This is a genomic window from Syntrophobacter fumaroxidans MPOB (assembly GCF_000014965.1).
GTDB lineage: Bacteria > Desulfobacterota > Syntrophobacteria > Syntrophobacterales > Syntrophobacteraceae > Syntrophobacter > Syntrophobacter fumaroxidans.
Window position 1 is genome coordinate 4,888,617 of the sequence record NC_008554.1, and the last position, 18,396, is coordinate 4,907,012.

Genomic DNA, 18,396 nt, shown 5'->3' on the forward strand with positions numbered 1-18,396 from the left:
CCGGTCGGCGGGTGAACGTTGACGTTTCGGATCGGGTTCAGTATGTTCCACAAGCTGCATGCGAACCGGGAACGAGCGGCCGGGCTTTTTCGAACGGGGAAGCCCTTCGCGGCTTACCCGGGAAGCGATCGGGAACGCAGGGACCCGGCAGTCCGTCATAATATACCATACAAGGGGAGGGGTTTGAATGAAACTGGGAATCATCGGACTGGGGAGATCCGGCAAGACCACGATTTTCAATGCGCTGACCCAGCGAAGCGGCGAATCCGTTCCGCCCGGAGGCCACATGGTGCCCGTGCTTGGGGTCGTCCCCCTTCCCGACGTCCGGGTGGATTGGCTGACCGGGCTCTACAGGCCTAAGAAGAGCACCTACGCCCAGGTCACCTACATGGACCTTCAGGGTATGCCCGGGGTGGTCGAAAACAAGCACGAGTACATGGCCCACCTGCTCGCGCACATGCGGGCCATGGATGCCTTCCTCCTGGTGGCGCGCAATTTCCCCGATGATGCCCTGGGAGAACCGAACGTGGCGCGGGATCTGAAAGAGCTCGAGGACGAATTCCTGATCGCGGACCTGGCCACCATCGAAAAACGCCTCGAGAAGCTGGCAATGGAGGAAAAGCGGGGCAAGCGGATCCAGGGGCCGGAAAAGGAGCTCCTGGCGGACTGCGCCGAAGTCCTCAATGCCGAAAAACCTCTTCGGACCAGGCCGGATCTCGCCGGTGTGCCCGAGCTCAAGGGATTCGGCTTCCTGTCGGCAAGGCCCCTGCTGGTGATCGTGAACAATGCGGATGAAGACGACGTCCTGCCGGCCTTCCCCGTCGTATCGGCCGAAGCCATGGTGGTGAGGGGAAAACTCGAGATGGAGATGGCCCAGTTGCCCGAATCGGAAGCCGAGGCGTTCCGGAAGGATTTCGGCATTGCCGAATCGGCCCTCACGCGAATCATCCAGCACTCCTACAGTCTGCTTCGCCTCGCCACGTTCCTGACCGTGGGCGAGGACGAAGTGAAGGCATGGACCATCACCCGGGACCTCCCCGCACTCGAAGCCGCAGGCGCGGTGCATTCCGACATCCAGAGGGGATTCATCCGCGCGGAAGTGGTTGCTTTCGAGGATCTGCGTCGAGCCGGCGATTACGCGGCGGCCCGCAAATCGGGCGTCGTTCGGCTTGAGGGGAAAACCTACAAGGTTCAGGACGGGGACGTCATCCACTTTCGGTTCAATGTCTGATCCACGGGCGTGATCGCACGCCTGGATTCAGCGCCGGCCGCAATCCGTCATCCCGGTTGGCCGTTCAATCGCAGCGCCTGAAGAAGGAGGTCGTCCACCCCGTCGAACAGGTCCCGGCACACTCCGCCGTGATCCATCCTGCGCCCGAAAAGATGTCCCCTCAGCTCGTCAACGGTCTTGTCGATAGTGCCGAGCTTGGTGAGGACGCGGTTCTGCGCGGCACGTTTTTCTTCAAGGAGGAGACGCCGGGCAAGGGTGCAGAAGGAGCGCACCTGGCTCTCAAGGCGCCCCGCGGGTTCTTCCCATGGATCGGGATCGTCCGGGATTCCCGGGGATCGGGACGCCTCCGCGAAGAGCGACCGGAGGGCAACGGCCATGCTGCCGTATTCCAGTCCTCGGATCCCCCGGCGCCAGTTGAGCAGCCAGTCGGTTCGCCATCGCCAGAAGAGGTGCCGCTCTCCGAACTCGATAAGGGCTTCGGCGGACTCCTTGGCGCTCTGCAGCAGCCGGAGCGCCCCCTTGCCCGGCGGGGCGGAGAACCGCGCCGCAGGAGCTTCGGGCGGGCTCTTCGGGCCGGAGTCCCGCGATGCTTCGAGGTCGAGGAAAACCAGCAGATTGTGAAAGAGCCGGTTGCCCCAAAGATCCCCCGGTGTTTCCAGGTGCGGATAGGACAGGACGAGTCTGCCTCTGCCCCGTCGGACCTCGACGATGGCGGGATGCCCGAGAAGGCGGCCGGGATCGAGGTTGATTCCGTAGGATCGTTCCCAGCGCGGCCATGAAACGGCTTCGTTTTTCATGTCCGTCACCGTCAGATCCGCCACGCAGAAATCGTTCCCCGCTTTCCAGTAGGAGGCGAGACACAGGGATTCAGCCGTCGCTTGCCATTTGAACTGAGATGGCCACCAGATCGAAACCGGGATGGTTTGCGGCAGACCCTTCCATGCCGGGTGAGCGGTTTCGGATCGAATCCAGACGCCCCCACTCGCGCTGGGGAGCCGCTCCCTGACCGGCATCCTTTCGATTGGAACCAAGCCCAGGGCGGGGGGACTGGAGAGGGCCAGGCCCGCGCCGCCGCAAAACCCCAGGTAGCCCCCGCCTGCTGCGATAAACTCCCCGATCCGTTCCTTTCCGGCGCCTTCGAGGGCCTTCACCTTGTGGGAGGCCCAGCCGCCCGGCACCAGCAGGGTGTGGTAACCGCCAAGGGCCCCCGCGGCAACATCGGATGCGCCGAGGACGTGGTGGGACACTCCGAGCCGATTGAGCGTCTCGACGCAGATCAGCCCCCAGACCATGGACTGGTCCCAGAGCAACGCCACCGGAGCGCCTCGCCAGGGAGGGAATCCGGCGGCGCGGGAATCACTCCGTTGTGTCTTCTTCATGATCCAGTTCCAACAACCCCGATTTCTTGAGGGCGGCCACTCCCCCTTGAACGTTGACGGCCTCGCACAGACCGGCCGTTTCAAGCTGCCGCAAGGCTTCGTACGACCGGGCTCCCGAATTGCAGAGGACGAACAGCCGTTTGTCCCGGGGAACCTCCGCCATGCGTTGTTTCAAGGTTTCCTGGGGAACGTTCAGCCACCGCTCTCCGAAATACGCCACGAACGGGGCCGCGTTGGCCGGGCCCCGCACGTCGAGGCAAACGGCGTCGTCGGCTTGCGCATCGAGGAAGCATTTCTCGAATTCTTCCGGGTCGACGGGCCGGTTGATGCCGTCGAGGATGTTCTCCGCGGTGTTTGCCGCAGCATTCACGATGTCCAGCGCGGAGGCGAAGGGCGGCGAATAGGCCACTTCCATATTCGCCAGGTCTTCGAGCAGCGGTCGGTAGGGGAGCATGGCGGCGATGGCGTTGATTCTTCCCGTGAGCGCGTCGCCGTTGCGGGCGATCCCCTGCGCGCCCAGCACCCGGCGTGTCTTGCGGTCGGCGATCACCTCGAGGTACATCAGATCCTGGGTGGGATAGAAGTGAGCGCGATCCGCCTGGACGACGAGTGCCCGGGCGGCGTCGAATCCCTCGTTAAGGGCTGTGTGCAGCGGTATTCCCGTGGAAGCGACGGCCAGATCGAAGATCTTGATCGAGAAACTTCCGACCACGCCGTTGAAAGTGGCGAATCCCCCGGCTAGGTTGGTGCCGATCACTCTACCCTGACGATTGGCGAGAGAGCCCTGGGGAAAGAAAACCGGCTTGCCCGTGACGAGGTGCAGAACTTCGATGCAATCGCCTCCCGCATAGATGTCCGGGTCCGAAGTCTGCAAGCGGCGATTGACCACGACGGCCCCGCGCGGTGAGGTCACCAGCCCCGCTTCCCGGGCCAGGTTTGACTTCGGGCGGACACCGATCGAAGCGATCACCAGGTCCGCTTCGATTTCTCCTTGTGAGGTGGCCACCGTCAACGCGGACGTTCCACCGTTGCGGCGAATGGCTTTTACCGTTTCCCGCAGCCGAATCGAAACGCCCTTCTCCTCCATGTGCTTTTGCACCATGCGCGCCAGACCCCGGTCGAGAACGATCGGAAGGACCTGGTCGGCGATCTCCACCACGGTGGTTTCAATGCCCCAGAGATCGCTCAACGCTTCCGCCATTTCACAGCCGATGGCGCCCGCGCCGATGATGAGCGCCTTGTTCACCTGTCCTTTGGCGATCCTTTCCTTGACCGCTATGGCCGATGCGATGTTGGACACGCCGATCACTTCAGGCAGGTCGACGCCGGGAATGGAGAGGCGATTGGGTTCGCTGCCCGTGGCCAGTACGAGCCGATCGTAGGGCAGGTCCTCTTCCAGTCCCGAACGAAGGTCCTTCACGCGGACCGTTTTCGCCTTGCGGTCGATGGACAGGGCGCGGGTGCGGGTGCGGACCCGGACCCCCTTGGCATCTTCGAAGAACCGGGGCGTGCGCTCCATGTGGTAACTCGTGCTCATCAGTTCCTTGACGTCGCTCACGTCCCCGGAGATAAAATAGGGAATGCCGCATCCGCCGTAGGAAATGTACTCGTCCTGATCGACCATCACCACGTCCGACTCCGGATGAAGCCTCTTCAGGCGGCAGGCCACCTTGGGCCCGAGCGCGACGGCCCCGATAACGACAACTCGCTTCGCGTTCATTTCATTGCACCTTCACATTTCGTTCAGTCATTCCCGAAAGGGCGTATGGCACCGCACTCGGGACAGGTCCAGTTGATGCCGTTGCAGGTCATGCCCCAGAAGTTCTCTTCCATGCAGTCCGGGCAGATCATAAACCCGCAGGGACAGGTCCAGCAAAAAAGCTGCTCCCGGCTGCACAGCTCACAAACGTATTTTTTCGCGCGGCGCCACCTGCCCGTCTTTCTCATGTCCTTGCCGATCGTGTTCTCCATCCTCGCATCCCAAATCCAGATGGTCTCTCCAAGAGCTCCCATTTCTTCCGGTCCCGTCCCGAACCCTGTTATGAGGCTGCCGGAACGACCTTCAAGCCGCGAGAACCGCGGTGGGCCCGGGAGTTCACAAGCCCATGGGCCCCTCCATTCCAGGCACAAGTATTTCCTCAGATTTTTAAGATAACACGATGCTTGTGGCCATTCCACCGATCATCGCGGAACGCGGAATATTCCGGGGGCTGCATTGATTCACACATCGGCGGACGGCCGCGGAATCACGAAGGAATCGGCGGCGGGATCGGGGCAGTGCGTTCCATGACAACCCGAGGGCAACCGGCGAGGGATTGAGACGGGCCGAGCCTCACAAAGGCAGCCTGCGAACGGTGACCAGCGTGATGTCGTCGTTTTGGAACTGTCCGCTTTGGTACGACGTCAAGGTCTCTATCAACCCGTCGCAGATGCCTTGGGCAGTTCGATGATACGATGCCGCCAAGACCTTTTCCAGCCCTTCAAGGCCGAACAGATTCCCTTCCGAATCCACGGCGTCGGTAACCCCGTCGGTAAAAATAAGCATGACATCCCCGGGAACGAGTGTGATGGTCTGCTTGTCCAGTGCGGGAGTGGGGAAGACCGCCAGAGGTTGACCCAATCCCGGCGGCGGTGTCAGGACGGCTTCGCCGCCACGGCAGATCATGGGCAACGTATGCCCGGCCCGGGCATAGTCGAACTTGCCGGTGACCCGGTTCAAGACGCCATAGAGCACCGTTACGAACATCCCGGCATCGTTCATCTCCAACAGGTGCCGGTTGACACCCTTCAACGCCTTTCTGGGGGATTCGCTCCGTCTTGCCTCGGAGCGCATCAGGCTGCGAGTCATCGCCATGAAGATTGCCGCGGGGATGCCTTTGTCGGAGACATCGCCAATGGCAATACCCAAGTGATCTTCATCCAGTGAAACGAAATCGAAGAAGTCTCCCCCAATGACGCGCGCCGGGGCCATTCTCGCTCCAAGCTCATATCCGGGAACTGAAGGCAGCTCGCGAGGGAGCATGCTCATCTGGATTTCCAGGGCGACCTGCAGTTCGCGTTCCAGCCGTTCCTTCTCGATGATCTGCGCCTGGGCCGCCTTCAGGTTTTCATAAGCCTCGTTCAGTTGACGATTCTTCTCCTGCAGATCGCGAATAATGGCATTGTCCGTGTCGCGCAGGCGCAGGCTGAGAGTGCGCGCGATTTCCTGGCCGATGGCCGGTCTCCGGTTGAGAAGGAATTCGAAATCCCCGCGTTCCATGAGCAGCAGGCGGGTTTCGGTGGCGCCGACGATACTGGCCGTTCGCAATCCATCCGGGTCGAGGAGGCTCATTTCACCGATGTAGTCTCCCGGCCCCCGGACGTTGAGCAGCCGCTCGTCGGGCGTTCCCATGGCCTTTCTGACTTCGACCCGCCCCTCGAGAATGACATAGAAACATTCTCCGGGGTCGCCCTCGTTGAAAAGCACTTCACCCGCCTTGAGCTGCACCGGCCGGAGGCGGTCCAGCAAATGCTTGATCTCTTCGGGACGAAGGGATGAGAATATCGGTATTCTGGAGAGGATGGTCGCTTCCAAAGGGTTCCTCGTCTTCTGGAGCCGGGGCGGCAAGACTGCACCGCGACCCTTTCTGCAGGAGGTTCGAGTGGTTGCTAAGGGGGCTTGCACACCGGCCGGGTGTTCGACCGATTTGCGGTCTACTCCCCCGATTTCAAACCGGCATTCCTGGTTTCGGCGGGGATACAAACTGAAAAAAGCGCCCGCGGCGCATCCGGTGCGAGGGGAGAAGGCCGTTACCCAAGGATAACCGGAATGCATAGCGAGTCGTGACACAAGTATTATTAGCTGATAGCCGAGCGGGACTCAACAAGATTTCCGCCCATCACCGCGGAATTCGGGAACTGCTCCAAGAAGAAAGCAAGGAAGAGGTAAATGCATGAAATTTCATGATATTTAAAATGGATCAGGCACAATCTCCTTGCATCCTTTCTTCTGCTGAGATAATAGATCGAGTATCCGCTTGAGGCGCTGTGTATGCACGCTGAACCAATTCGCTGCATGAATGGACTTCGCGAATCCACTGACTGCTCCAGGTCCGGCGGATGACGGGTTTTGCCGATATCGAAACCCGACGCGGTGCCTTGGGAACCTATCGGTCAGGCGGGCGTTCCCGATTCCGCACCACTCCCGAAGGGCTTCTCCTCCGCGACGATTCTCCATCCCAGCTGCGCCGTCGCCATCCGATTTCCCGTACAAACCTTCTCCAGGGCCGGATGAGCTGTCGTGCCTCCTTGTCGGCCTTCAGACGAAACCGCCTGCCAAAGGTGCCGGACCAGGAGGAATCGATGTCCCTGGCAGGAGGAAGCCGGGGTCTTTCACGCACGTGAATTCAGAGGAAAAGACGCATGCTTCGGTTTGATCGCGAGAGATTTCATTCCCGGATCGTACTGCCCGATGGAGCTCCGGCGGACCGCCTCATTGAAATCCGCACTCACCCCATCACGGGACGCACCTGCAGGATCACCTACAGCCGCGGAGAGGAACGCGAACCCGGTGCGGAGACTTTGCCCGCGCCGCCGCCCTTTGCCGGGGAGCGGGATAAGTGCCCGTTTTGTCCTGCACGGGTCTCCACGAGCACGCCGCGGTTACCGCCCGAGCTGTGCGCACAAGGACGCATGACCCGGGGGACCTCCACGCTTTTTCCCAATCTCTTTCCATACGGCCGCTATTCGGCGGTCAGCCTCTTCGACGAAGCACATTTCGTGGAGATCGGCACGGCAACCCTGCAATCCTACACGGACAGTCTCCTCAACTGCCGGGACTATCTGCTGAGGGTCCTGGCCTACGATTCCGAGGCGATCTTCATGGCCATCACTCAGAATCACCTCCCCTCGGCCGGCGGTTCCATGATCCACCCGCACCTGCAGGTCCAGGCCGACCGCACACCCGCCAATTGCCAGCGATTCCTGCGCGGCCGCGCAATGGAGTATCGCCTTGAAACGGGTACACGCCTTCTTTCCGACTACCTGCAGTATGAGAAGCGGTCGGGGGAGCGCTATATCGGCGCCGTCGGCTCATGGCATTGGCTGGCCGCCTTTGCTCCCGAAGCCTTTTTTGAAATATGGGGCATTCTGCCCGGCGTCAGCTCCCTGCGGCAGGTTTTGGACGACGACTGGCGGTCGTTGGCCCGGGGCATCCTGAACGCTCAGAAATTCTACCGCAGTCTCGGCCGCAACGGGTACAACCTGGGATTGCTGCTCCTGGAAGACGGTTCGGACGATCTCGAGCTCCGGGTGGTCCTTGCCGTGCGCGGCAACTACGCGCCCTGGGTGCGCAGCGATTTCACGGGGTTCGAGGTGATGCTGGGGGATATGGCCACCTTCACGGCTCCGGAGCTGACCTGCGAGAGGGCGCGGCCATTCTGGGAGGATCGGGTTTTGCCCATGGATGCCGAAAGCCGATGAGGTCATGGCGCCGAATGAAGCACGGGGCGGGCGCAAGACCGGGAATGCGGCCTCCCGGACCGGATTGCGAGATGAGAGCGGCGGGAAACCTCCCCATCATCCATTATCAGGTGGGGAATTCTGCGAGACTTTCACGCCGCGATTGCCCAAAACGGGGTTTCCCGGCGGGATGGGGACGGGAGCGACTCGGGCCGCGAGAGTGGGGGGACGCTTTGAGTGCTTGTCCCCGATACAGTCAGCCCACTCGGATCGCCGGCACGGCCGAGCCGTGCCCATCCTGTGATCTTGCTCCCGGGTCTGTGCGGTTCGCGGGAACGACGAACCGGACTCCGGCGGGCGCCACCGGACACCGAAGGGCTTCAGGGACGCAGCGCTAAATCAGGCTCACCCCGACGTTTCCCCTGCAATCGGGGCAATGCCGGGCGTGTTCGACGATCAGGCTCGATTCCCATTGGTGAATGAGGGTGCAAATCTCCTGGATCACCATGCGGGCGAGATCGGGAAACTGTTCCAGGGTTCGCTGGAACTTGTCCCGGGCGAAGATTACGCATCGCATGCGCGTCAGGGCTTTCAGGGAATAGAGCCGCTTGGCCGGGCAGAGAAGCGAGAGTCCCCCGAGGAAAGTGCTTTCCCCGTACTCTCTCACTTGCTCGCTCGTCCCGTCAACGGTCAGCATCAGTCCGGCTTTTCCCTCCAGGATGAAATAGGCGTGTTCGTCCGTGTCCCCCTCCGTGAAAAGGAATTCGCCGGGTTTGAAGACTTCCCGTGTACACAAATAAGCCAGAACCTTCTGGGCTTCCATGGGCAAGCCGGAGAATACGGGAATCTGAAGAAGGATTTCCAGGTTTTCCTGGTATTCGCTAGGCGGATGCCCGCGGTCCGTGTACGAGTTCATAGAGCAATCCCTTTCTGGAAATCAGTTCGTCGTATGCCCCAAATTCGGCAATCTTCCCCGCCTTCATCACGGCGACCTTGTCGAATCCCTTGATGGTGTCGAGGCGGTGAACCACTGCGATCAGCGTGCTCTTGCCCTTCCAGCGGGTTTCCAGGAGGTTCTGAATCCGCTTCTGCGAAGCGTTGTCCAAGGCCGAGGTGGCTTCATCCATCACGAGTATGGGCGGGTTCTTCAGGAACACCCTGGCGATAGCAAGCTTCTGACGCTGGCCCCCCGACAAGCGGTCGCCCTTCGTGCCCACATTGAATTCCATCCCGATTTCAACCACCTTTTCAAGGAGGTCCTCCTCCACAAGCAGATGTACAATGCTCTGACCGATGCGTTCCTGTGCTTTGGGATGATCGGAGGTCTGCTTGCCGAAAAGAATGTTGTCGAGAATGGTCTGGGTGTATATGTAGTCGTTCATTGCATAAGAGGTCACCGCTTCGGGCCGCTCCCGCGATATCTTGTCCTTGAACAGGTGGCGGCCTTCCAGGATAAGGTTTTCCATCATCGGCGGCAGGGCGATGAGTTTGTGAACTCCGGGCGTGAACCTCAAAGCGAGCCTGAGCAGCATCAGCCGGTCCTCTTCGCGGAGTTCGTGCAGGTGAACGTTTTCCATGCGATTGACGAGCGCCCTGGTCTCGGCGAATTCGTCCGAAGTGACCGGCGTGTTGCGGAAAAAAACCTCGTCCGGCGGAAGATTGCCCAGGATATCAACGGTCATGGAGGCCAGGTCCCGGCCGAGGCTGATGAGCGGATTCCTGAGCTGCGCCTCGTCCAGAAAGTCCAGGAAATACCTGTTTTCGGGAAGCCGGTCGATCATGAATTCGTCCAGATTCGGGCTGCCGAAAATCAGATTTGCGGCGATGCCGGAATAGGTGAGATAGTGACGTTCATCGAAAAATTCGAAGTAGTCCGCAAGCTCCTCGCCGTATTCCTCCTGGAAGTTGTGGCGCACCCGGATCAGCTTCTCCACCAGCTCGGCTTCGCGGTCCCGGTGGAGAATCGTGTTCAGTCCGAAACGCAGCACGTCCGCGAAGATGCCAACCTGCTGCAGAACCTGGATCATCTCATCCAGCGTGGGAAGCTCTTCGGGGTCCTCATTCTTGCCCAGCGCCGCCTCGCATGAGTAGAGCAGGTTTTCGCGGATGGTCCCGTCGAATATGAATGGGGACTGGGCCACGATGCCCATGTTTTTGGCCATATCCATCTTCGTCAGGTCCGACACCTCGTGACCGTCGATCTCGACCGTGCCCCCCGTGTACTTGTGGAGCTGGCTGATGCAGTGAGCCAGGGTGCTCTTCCCGCTCCCCGAAAAGCCGACCAGGGCCAATTGCTCTCCCGGCTTCAGCTCGAGGTTGATCTGTTTGAGGAGCTGAATGCCGCCGGGTACCGTGAAAGACAGGTCCCTGGTCGTGACTTCACCCTTGAACGCGTAAGGTTCGCGATCCGGCGGTTCGAGCAGGTGCTCGGGCGCAACGTCGAAGTATTCCATGATCCGCTCGTAGCTGACGCTTGCGTCCTGGTAGACCTGGTAGAATTCCATGAGCTCCTTCCATGGATCGTAGAGCTTCTCGTAGGCGGACAGGAACGCCACCAGGGCTCCGAGGTCGAACCGGCCCTGGATGGCAAGATAGCCCCCGACGAGAAACAGGATGAACGGACCGAGATTCTGGAACAGGTTGTTCAGGACTTTGACCCCGTTCTTGTAGAGGATCCAGATCACCCTGACCCTGAAGAGCTGGTCGACCAGTGCCCCGTACTTGCGGTTCTCGATGCGGAAGCTGTCGTTCCCGTGGATTTCGTGGATCCCGGAAATGGCTTCATCCACCTTGCTGCTGATCTTCCGCGTGATATCGACCCGCTGCTTGTTCGCCTTGTTGGATCGTTGCTGGAGCTTCGGGACGAGATAGATGACAATGGGGTAGGTGGCCAGGCTCAATACTGCGAGCAGGGGATTGAGGTAAAACATGTATGCGCCGAAGGCAAGCAGCGTGAGCAGGTTGATTGCCGGGGTGCTGATGGCGGCGCCGACGAATTCCCCCGCATTGGCCACCTCGGTCACCAGCGACGACACCACCATACCGGGCGAGGATTTCTGAAAAAAGCTGAGGGGGAGTGTAAGGATGTGTTCGTAAAGCCCTTTTCGGATACGGTTGAGGGCTTCCTGGCCGATGTGCGTCTGGAGAACGGTCGTGACGTACTTCAGACCGCTGGCGAGAAGCACCGCCGCCAGGTACAATCCGCAGTAGAGAAAGAGCAGGTCGACTTTCCTCGCTCCGATGGCCTGGTTGACGATTTTTTTCTGCATTTCCAGCGGAAACACCCTGGCTGCGACGGTAATCAGAATCAGCCCCAGCAGAAGCACCTGAAGCTTCATGTTGCTGGTCTTGACCCAATAGGACAACGGGCGTTTGGTGATCATCGGAACTCATTCCCCCTGGAGTTATCGGGTGCAATCGTCAAATGCGCATGCACGATTCGGGAGCCGGCATGGCTGTGATCCGATCCGGGTCGGCCGCTTTTACACCGGAACAGATTGGCGGTGAGAGCGCTTCTTCCGAGCGACACGCGCGGCATCAAGACCCGAAAGGAAGCACCCGCTCGTTTTCCTTACTGTGTGAGCGTTCCCCCATGTAAATACAATGACCCCGGCAAAGACACAATGCATTACTTATCGATTGACCGGTTCGGGGGCATCCTTTATGATTTCGAAGGGTAAGATTATGTCGCATCGGGCTGCGGAAGCGTTCAAAGGGGCATGCATGACGGCCGATGAGGTTTCCTTTCGCGTCGAGGGCAATTTGTCCGAATTGGACCGTCTTGCCACGATCGTCCATCGTTTCGGGGAAGAACACCATCTTCCGGACAAAGTCGTGTTCGCGCTGAACCTCGCCCTGGACGAACTCATCACCAATACCATCAAGTACGGTCGGAAAGAAGACGGCAAGTACAACATCATGGTCGGTCTCGCCTGCGCGTCCGGGGCAGTCACGCTGACCGTGGAGGATGACGGCGCCCCTTTCGATCCGCTCCAGGCCGAGGAGCCCGATATCACCTGTCCCATCGAGGAGCGGGAAATCGGGGGAATGGGACTGCATTTGCTGCGCAGGCTGATGGACGAAATCAAATATGAACGGCGCGATGGCAAAAATCTGATCCGGATGAAGAAGATTTTCGAGCCTGCATCCTGAAAAACCGGTCAGCCGTTGGGGGAGAAGACGAATGGAAGTGGATGAAAGGAAAGAGAACGGAATCACCATTCTCGTCCTGAAAGGGCGCCTTGATTCGAATACATCCGACCAATTCGGAGAAAAACTGTACAGCCTGATCCAGGCCGGAGAAAACAAACTGGTTCTCGACCTGGGGGGAGTCGACTACATATCGAGTGCCGGGCTCCGTGTGATCATCAAGTCGGTCAAGGATCTCAAACGCATCGACGGGCAGCTCTGCCTGTGCTCGATGAAGGACTACATCCGGGAGATTTTCGATCTGTCCGGTATTGCGACGATACTCCCGATACACCCAACCCTGGAAGAATCGCTCCACGCCCTCTGATCGCACACCGTAGCGTGCTTCCGGGTCTGACCCGGCACGCCACATGCCGACGTGTGTCCGCAGACCGGCGGGCTGCCGATTCCCCGAACGACGGGTGAGCGAACCGGATGTCCCGATACGAGGGAGCGGCGAAACCTCCTCATTCTTGCAGCATGCCGGTTCGGCGGGTGTTCCGACCCCGGGCCGCGCCGTCGCCTCCGCGTGTTCCCGCGCATCGCTCCCCCCCCTTCACCGACCTTGCGGCAATCCTCAGCCGACACACGCCCGGAGTTCTGCCGATTTATTGTCTCCATACCCGGTGTTTGGGGGTGTTTGGGGGTTTCCCCTTCCGGTTCTATATGTTAAAGGGTAGCATTCGAATCCGGGCTTTTGAAATATGGATTGGCTTTGATCAAGGCTTCAGAGCGATTTCCGTGGTGGTGCGAACCGGGGCGGGCGCTCCCGTGCAACCCGCGGACTCGGTTCTGCCCGCCTGCAGCCGATGGGCCGTTGACATTGCAATCGATTACTCTTAAATAATGGCTACCAAATAATAACAGGAGGAAGATTGATGATCAGCATCACTACGAAGGCCGAAGAGGTCCTCAAGGACTACTTCAAGGAAAAGGAAATCGTTCCCATACGTGTTTTCCTCCAGATGGGAGGGTGAAGCGGTCCGTCGTTGTCTATGGTTCTGGATGAACCTAAAGAGCAAGATGAAGTATTCAAGATCAACGGTTTTACCATGGTGATCGACAGGGAACTGCTGGGCAAGGTCAAGAGCGTGAACGTGGACTATGTGGTTCACCCGGGCATGGGTGCAGGTTTCAAGCTGACCGCCGAGGTGCCGGTGGGCGGCGGGGGGTGCGGGTCCACATCGTGCCACTGCTAGGCAGCCGCTGCATGGCTGAGTGCCCTTGATGTCCCGCGGCGTAATGCGTTCGCTGTATTGGCGGGCTTGAGCCCGACGTGCCGTTCTGCGAGGGTTCGAAGGCCGGCGTGGGTCTCCAGCCGGTTCGCCGTTGTCGGGAACGTCGCCGGGACTCAGGCCGACTGCGCGCGTGAAGATCAGCATCATTGAAGCAGAATTGCGGGAAGACTACCCGGAGGCCGTCATACGGAGGTGTGACGGCCTCATTTTATCAGAAGCCGCCCCGAGCTGACGGCGCACAATGCACTGTGAATTGCGCCCCGGCGGGGCGTTTTCTTTTCATGGGCAGTCGGGGTTTTCCGAAAGGCTTTCCGGTCCGGGCTCTTCGCCGCGGCAAGGGCCGTCCTCTTGAGGGGGCGAAGACCCAGGCGCACGGCGCAGCGAAGCTTGTGTGACGGGTGAAGGCGAAGAGGCCGGTATTCGACGGCTCGTCGGCAGGCGGGGCGAGAGCGCGTCGGGGGGAGCGGTTCCGGTCCGCGCGGGACGTCCGGTACCCTTTGCCTGACGTTCTCGGGCTCATGGTTGATGGCCGGGCGTATTCCCTCACGGGTCGGCGGGGGCGACCGTATTGAAATTTCTCCGCAAAAGCTGAAAGATTTGGTACAGTGACAACGCGAACGGCAGCCGGCAACGCTCCCGTGTTCATGGTGGAATCACCGCTGGTGACGGCAGGCTCGGAAATGGAGCGCGGGTGGGGACGTTTGCGGCGACAAGGGATAGCGCGCGGGAACCGGAGCGTGTCGGCGACGACACGGGGCCGGAGGAGTCGCGAGAGTCGGAGTGACACCTGAGCACGCGAAAGGATACGATGTGAAACGCACCGATCCAATGAACTGCAGACAGGTGAGAGCGAAACCGGAGGCACAGGGCCGGCGGGTCGGCGGGAGGTCCTTACTATTCGTCCTGATCGGCGTACTCTGTGTGCCCTTTCTGATCGCCGGAAAACAGACGGGTGACGCAGAAGCTCAGAAGGCAGCCGTGAATGAAGGACAAACGTCCGGAGAGCAGGTTCTCCCGGTGAATCAACTGGTAGTGGAGCAAGGGAGCGAGTTCTCGCTCACTCTCAAGTCAAACGCGAGCACTGGATTCCAGTGGAGGCTCGCGGCCCCTCTGGACGAGAGCATTCTGAAGCTGGTGGGCTCCGAGTACAAGGCATCGTCCGGCAGACGGATCGGAGAGGGAGGAACGGAAGTGTGGACGTTTCAGGCGGTAGGCGTGGGGATGACCTCCATCCGCTTGGAATATCTACGTTCCTGGGAAAAGGGAGTGCCCCCCGCGAGGACGGCCGTTTACTCGGTCGTGGTGAAATAAGAGGGAAGCCCCGACGAGTGGAGCCCGTGTGCTCGCGATACTCCGCCTGAACGTGGCGGGGGTAAGCCCTGAGGGGTAAGGATCAGGCCCCGATCCTCCCGGCCCGTTCGCGGAAACCGTCACCGGCCAGTGCGGATGAAAGCTCGGTGACGTGAGTTCCCAGACGTTCTTCCAGGAAGGCGATCTCTTCCTTTTCGACCATTGCTTGAGGCAGCACGATTTCCGCCAGAGCGAGCCATTCGTCTTCGCTGAAGCTGCGCAGCACGCTCATGACCTCTTTGGCCGAGGGCAGCTGCGGCAGCTTTTCGCTTTTCCGGGACCAGGCATTCACGAATCCGGCGATGACCCCGTCGAGGATGTGAGCGCCGGCCCAGGCGAGATCCCCCGTCCCTTCCCAGCGATCGAGGCGCATGCGCATGCTGAGGTTCAGAAAGAAATGGGCAATGCCGATCCAGATCGCCTGGGGAGCGTTGTCGAGAGCGAGCAGACTGCGGTAATCCCGGGCCGTGATCAGCCGCACGCGGAGATCATCGCCCTGGAGGCGGACCACAAAATCACCGGCTGCGTGATGCCACGGGTATATTTGCCGGAAGTCCCGGGTATCGAGACAGTCGGTCAGGATTGCCGAGGCACCGCCGTACAGTATCCGTTCCTGTTCCGCGTTCAGGAACAAGTCGTCCCGGGTCCCGGCCCAGACCCGGACTGCCGGGCCCTTCCGAGGCCCCCCGCGGGAGGTATGGAACTCATGGAAATCCTCGAACCATTCGAGGATAGACAGCATGAACGGCCTGGGCGGAGCGGAACCGTCCCGGTACGTTGCCTCTCCGAGAAGGCATGCGCGGGGCAGGCGGGGGGGAGCCGAAGCGGATTGCAGCTCCTGCAGGACATGGAACTCATTTTCCAGGAATGCTTGTTGCGCGGGTTCCATTGCCGTGTTTGCCGCCAGTGAGTATTCAGTCGAGGCGACGTGCGCGGTGATGCGCGCGACGTGATAGATGGCGCCGTGTTTCACGCTGGTAATCCGAACGGCTTCAACGGCTTCCAGAGGCACGGGATGATCGAGAAGCCTGCTGAGGGCATTGCGCAGCGGCGCGAAGGAGTCCCGGGCGAGAAACGCGGCCAGGGCTTCGAGGTACGGTCCATAAAGGATGCCGCCGCCGGGCGCAGCCGAAGCCGGGCCGCCGGGGAGTGGCGTTCGGGCCAGTCGCGCATCCAGGGGAACGGCGCCCCGGGGGAGTTCCACCAGCAGGTGGACCGGAAAAGGTTGCGGTGTCACGACGTCCTTCCGACATGAATCAATGGTTCCCTGCCGCATTCGGCAGCCTCGACGGGCAGGAGTGAAGTCCCTCCTTGCAGGGGATGAACAGGACGTGAACCGTCTTACACCTGCGAACCGATTTTTGTCCACCACGAATCGATTCGGCCGGGAGATCGCCATGCTTGTCTGTGGCATCGCAGCGGTATATATTGCAAATCCGGGACAGACCGAACGTGTGCGTCTGTTGCCGGATCGATCTTAACGGATGGAGTCTGGCTACTCCTTCGTCAAGGAGCGAACATTTTGGATTCAATGAGCCGAATATTGCTCGATCGGGTGCAACGCTCTTTTCCACTGGTGCCGGAACCTTACCACGCGCTTTCGGAAGGTCTTGGAATAAGTGGCGGAAGGGTGTGCGAACTCATCGGAACACTCAAGGAACGCAAGCTTATCAGGCAGATCAGCGCGATCTTCAACACGGGGGCGCTGGGGTACCGGAGCAGCCTCGTGGCGATGGCCGTGCCGGAAAAAGACCTGGAGCACGCGGCTTCGGCGATCAATCGGTATCCGGGGGTGAGTCACAACTATCTTCGACCGGGCAACTACAACATGTGGTTCACGGTTGCCGTGCCGCCGGGAAAGGCGCTCGAAAGAACCGTAGGGGAACTCGCGCAATCCGCCGGCGGCTGGCCGGCCCTGATCCTTCCCGCCATCCGCAAGTACAAGCTGGCGGTCGTGCTCGATGTCCTGGAGGAGGGGGAAGGGGAACTGAGTGAGGAGCGCGGCGATTTGCCCCCGATTGAGTCCACCGTCGCCTTTGAAGCGACGGATGAAAACATCCGGATCGTGCGCTGCATTCAGGAGGACCTGCCTCTGGTTGAGGCCCCCTTCCGGGCCTGGGCCGAAAGCCTGGACATGGGGGAGACGAAGCTCATCGAGACAATGAACCGGTGGCTTCAACAGGGGTTCATCCGGCGTTTTGCGGCGGTATTGAATCACCGCCAGGTCGGGTTCAACTCCAACGGCATGGTGGTATGGAACTGTCCCCGGGACCGGATCGACGAATACGGGCGAATCCTGTCCTCATATCCTGAGGTGAGCCACTGCTATCAAAGACCCTCGTATTCCGAATGGCCGTTCAACCTCTACGCGATGATTCACGGCCGCAGTGCGGATGATTGCCGAAAGGTGGCGGAGCGGTTGGGGGAAGCGATCGGCATGAAAGAATACGAGATTTTGTTCAGTACGAAAGAGTTCAAGAAAATCAGGCTAAAACTCTTCTGGAGCTGAGCGTGACCGCGGGGGTTGCGGAGCGTGGCGGCTCCGGTGACAGGCGGCTGGAGGGTCGGATGGCGGTCGATGAAAAAGAATACGAGATGAGAAAACGGGCGATCTTTGACACGATGTCCAAGCGCGGACAGGAGCGCATCCTGAGGATCGGGTACGAGAACTGGGACCCGTTCCAGGAACCCAAGGATCCGCGGGAAAGGATCTTCGGCTCGGATTCGGTCAAGGCCACCGCCCTGCTGAAGGAATTCTACGAGGCACAGCACAACCAGGAAGAATCGGTGTCGCTGCACAAGGAGTTGTTCGACCTGTGCCGGGGGTTTCTCCAGGGGGACAGGCGGGCACGTGTCATAGGCGATTTCTGTGTCTGGTACAGAAAGAGGATGGAGAATCAATGAACGGGGCTGCGCGGGACCGGGCATGATGCCCGTTTTTGTCCCGGGAACCGGGGACCGGCCGCCTCGAAGCGTCATTCCCCCGGGGCCGGCTCTCCTTCCTGTCCGCAGGGCCGCAGGTACAGCAGTTCTTCCTCGTCGGCCGGCCTGACGCGCATGACGCGCACTCGGTAATGCAGAGCCCGCCCCGCCAGTGGGTGGTTGAAATCGAGCGTGACCGTTTCCGAGGTCTTTTCCCTGACGAAATAGCTGAATTGGGCCTCCGTTTCGGGATTGGTCGCGATGGCCCATTTACCTGCCTCCAGGTTCCGGCCTTCGGGAAACTCTTCCAGGGGTCTGATGCGGACCTGGTGCGGGTCGTACTCTCCAAAGGCGTCGCAGGCCGGGATGACGAACTCCTTTTCCATGCCTTCGCGCAGTCCGATGAGCTTTAGTTCCAGGGAGGGCATGATCTGGTTGTAGCCCACCACGAAGTTCATGGATACCGGCCCGTCTTCCCCTTTCACGAAGGAACCGTCGTCCAGTTGCACGGTGTATTCGATGACGGCGAACATATCCTGCCCTATTTCCATGCCCGATCGATCCTGCTCCATGATTTCTCCGGTATTGTGGGAATCTGCCGCGATTCATCCGCGAACCGCCCTGCGCCGGGGACTCGCGGCAAAACCCG

At 60.2% G+C, this 18,396-nt stretch carries 16 protein-coding genes; 8 read left to right on the forward strand and 8 right to left on the reverse strand.

The genetic code is table 11. The features are described from left to right. Positions 1-187: 187 nt before the first annotated feature. Positions 188-1,231 (forward strand): DUF933 domain-containing protein, encoded by a 1,044-nt coding sequence (locus SFUM_RS20730; protein ID WP_011700802.1) that lies wholly within the window; start codon positions 188-190, stop codon positions 1,229-1,231. A gap of 47 nt (positions 1,232-1,278) precedes the next feature. Here SFUM_RS20730 and SFUM_RS20735 read toward each other — a convergent pair whose 3' ends face one another. From SFUM_RS20735 to SFUM_RS22215, 4 genes are all read right to left on the reverse strand, one after another. Beyond that, a complete protein-coding gene (locus SFUM_RS20735; RefSeq protein WP_041441178.1) occupies positions 1,279-2,610 on the reverse strand; it encodes a BPL-N domain-containing protein in 1,332 nt (443 codons plus the stop codon). Further along, the gene (locus SFUM_RS20740; RefSeq protein WP_011700804.1) at positions 2,588-4,330 is read right to left on the reverse strand and encodes an FAD-dependent oxidoreductase; all 1,743 of its coding nucleotides are present in this window, start codon (positions 4,328-4,330) and stop codon (positions 2,588-2,590) included. The genes SFUM_RS20735 and SFUM_RS20740 overlap by 23 nt, the downstream gene beginning before the upstream one ends. Positions 4,331-4,353: 23 nt before the next feature. Then, positions 4,354-4,623 carry a hypothetical protein gene (locus tag SFUM_RS20745; protein ID WP_208597083.1) on the reverse strand — a complete coding sequence of 90 codons (270 nt, stop codon included), beginning with the start codon at positions 4,621-4,623 and terminating at the stop codon, positions 4,354-4,356. Between the two features lie 319 nt (positions 4,624-4,942). Further along, positions 4,943-6,184 (reverse strand): PP2C family protein-serine/threonine phosphatase, encoded by a 1,242-nt coding sequence (locus SFUM_RS22215; protein WP_011700806.1) that lies wholly within the window; start codon positions 6,182-6,184, stop codon positions 4,943-4,945. Between the two features lie 827 nt (positions 6,185-7,011). On the opposite strand from SFUM_RS22215, the gene SFUM_RS20755 reads away from it, so the two are divergent. Beyond that, positions 7,012-8,070 carry a galactose-1-phosphate uridylyltransferase gene (locus SFUM_RS20755; RefSeq protein ID WP_011700808.1) on the forward strand — a complete coding sequence of 353 codons (1,059 nt, stop codon included), beginning with the start codon at positions 7,012-7,014 and terminating at the stop codon, positions 8,068-8,070. 373 nt (positions 8,071-8,443) lie between these two features. Here the strand turns inward: SFUM_RS20755 and SFUM_RS20760 are convergent, their stop codons facing one another. Together SFUM_RS20760 and SFUM_RS20765 are read right to left on the reverse strand one after the other, a co-directional pair. Then, positions 8,444-8,965 (reverse strand): Crp/Fnr family transcriptional regulator, encoded by a 522-nt coding sequence (locus SFUM_RS20760; protein WP_011700809.1) that lies wholly within the window; start codon positions 8,963-8,965, stop codon positions 8,444-8,446. Next, the gene (locus SFUM_RS20765; protein ID WP_011700810.1) at positions 8,931-11,432 is read right to left on the reverse strand and encodes an ABC transporter ATP-binding protein/permease; all 2,502 of its coding nucleotides are present in this window, start codon (positions 11,430-11,432) and stop codon (positions 8,931-8,933) included. Before SFUM_RS20765 ends, SFUM_RS20760 begins: the two co-directional genes overlap by 35 nt. A 301-nt stretch (positions 11,433-11,733) precedes the next feature. Between SFUM_RS20765 and SFUM_RS20770 the strand changes: the two genes are divergently transcribed. The 4 genes from SFUM_RS20770 (at position 11,734) to SFUM_RS22225 (ending at position 14,786) form a co-directional block, all read left to right on the forward strand. Continuing rightward, entirely contained in the window at positions 11,734-12,201 is a 468-nt protein-coding gene (locus SFUM_RS20770; protein ID WP_011700811.1) for an ATP-binding protein, read from the forward strand. 31 nt (positions 12,202-12,232) lie between these two features. Next, positions 12,233-12,565 (forward strand): STAS domain-containing protein, encoded by a 333-nt coding sequence (locus SFUM_RS20775; protein WP_011700812.1) that lies wholly within the window; start codon positions 12,233-12,235, stop codon positions 12,563-12,565. Positions 12,566-13,115: 550 nt separating this feature from the next. Then, complete coding sequence (locus SFUM_RS22220) at positions 13,116-13,436, forward strand: IscA/HesB family protein (RefSeq protein WP_337833061.1); 321 nt, start codon at positions 13,116-13,118, stop codon at positions 13,434-13,436. Positions 13,437-14,285: 849 nt separating this feature from the next. Beyond that, positions 14,286-14,786 carry a protease inhibitor I42 family protein gene (locus SFUM_RS22225; protein WP_150109595.1) on the forward strand — a complete coding sequence of 167 codons (501 nt, stop codon included), beginning with the start codon at positions 14,286-14,288 and terminating at the stop codon, positions 14,784-14,786. A gap of 82 nt (positions 14,787-14,868) precedes the next feature. Here the strand turns inward: SFUM_RS22225 and SFUM_RS20790 are convergent, their stop codons facing one another. Continuing rightward, positions 14,869-16,062 carry a hypothetical protein gene (locus tag SFUM_RS20790; protein WP_150109596.1) on the reverse strand — a complete coding sequence of 398 codons (1,194 nt, stop codon included), beginning with the start codon at positions 16,060-16,062 and terminating at the stop codon, positions 14,869-14,871. A 294-nt stretch (positions 16,063-16,356) separates the two neighbouring features. Between SFUM_RS20790 and ahbA the strand changes: the two genes are divergently transcribed. Together ahbA and SFUM_RS20800 are read left to right on the forward strand one after the other, a co-directional pair. After that, complete coding sequence (gene ahbA, locus SFUM_RS20795) at positions 16,357-17,334, forward strand: siroheme decarboxylase subunit alpha (RefSeq protein WP_049766444.1); 978 nt, start codon at positions 16,357-16,359, stop codon at positions 17,332-17,334. A 59-nt stretch (positions 17,335-17,393) separates the two neighbouring features. Next, complete coding sequence (locus tag SFUM_RS20800) at positions 17,394-17,729, forward strand: hypothetical protein (protein WP_011700817.1); 336 nt, start codon at positions 17,394-17,396, stop codon at positions 17,727-17,729. Between the two features lie 71 nt (positions 17,730-17,800). Here the strand turns inward: SFUM_RS20800 and SFUM_RS20805 are convergent, their stop codons facing one another. After that, complete coding sequence (locus tag SFUM_RS20805) at positions 17,801-18,319, reverse strand: FKBP-type peptidyl-prolyl cis-trans isomerase (RefSeq protein ID WP_011700818.1); 519 nt, start codon at positions 18,317-18,319, stop codon at positions 17,801-17,803. Positions 18,320-18,396: the final 77 nt, after the last annotated feature.

Bases quoted from the DNA above. Each gene is read 5' to 3' on its own strand.
- SFUM_RS20730 (WP_011700802.1), top strand. From the start codon at position 188: ATGAAACTGGGAATCATCGGACTGGGGAGATCCGGCAAGACCACGATT.
- SFUM_RS20735 (WP_041441178.1), bottom strand. From the start codon at position 2,610: ATGAAGAAGACACAACGGAGTGATTCCCGCGCCGCCGGATTCCCTCCC.
- SFUM_RS20740 (WP_011700804.1), bottom strand. From the start codon at position 4,330: ATGAACGCGAAGCGAGTTGTCGTTATCGGGGCCGTCGCGCTCGGGCCC.
- SFUM_RS20745 (WP_208597083.1), bottom strand. From the start codon at position 4,623: ATGGGAGCTCTTGGAGAGACCATCTGGATTTGGGATGCGAGGATGGAG.
- SFUM_RS20755 (WP_011700808.1), top strand. From the start codon at position 7,012: ATGCTTCGGTTTGATCGCGAGAGATTTCATTCCCGGATCGTACTGCCC.
- SFUM_RS20760 (WP_011700809.1), bottom strand. From the start codon at position 8,965: ATGAACTCGTACACGGACCGCGGGCATCCGCCTAGCGAATACCAGGAA.
- SFUM_RS20765 (WP_011700810.1), bottom strand. From the start codon at position 11,432: ATGATCACCAAACGCCCGTTGTCCTATTGGGTCAAGACCAGCAACATG.
- SFUM_RS20770 (WP_011700811.1), top strand. From the start codon at position 11,734: ATGTCGCATCGGGCTGCGGAAGCGTTCAAAGGGGCATGCATGACGGCC.
- SFUM_RS20775 (WP_011700812.1), top strand. From the start codon at position 12,233: ATGGAAGTGGATGAAAGGAAAGAGAACGGAATCACCATTCTCGTCCTG.
- ahbA (WP_049766444.1), top strand. From the start codon at position 16,357: ATGAGCCGAATATTGCTCGATCGGGTGCAACGCTCTTTTCCACTGGTG.
- SFUM_RS20800 (WP_011700817.1), top strand. From the start codon at position 17,394: ATGGCGGTCGATGAAAAAGAATACGAGATGAGAAAACGGGCGATCTTT.
- SFUM_RS20805 (WP_011700818.1), bottom strand. From the start codon at position 18,319: ATGGAGCAGGATCGATCGGGCATGGAAATAGGGCAGGATATGTTCGCC.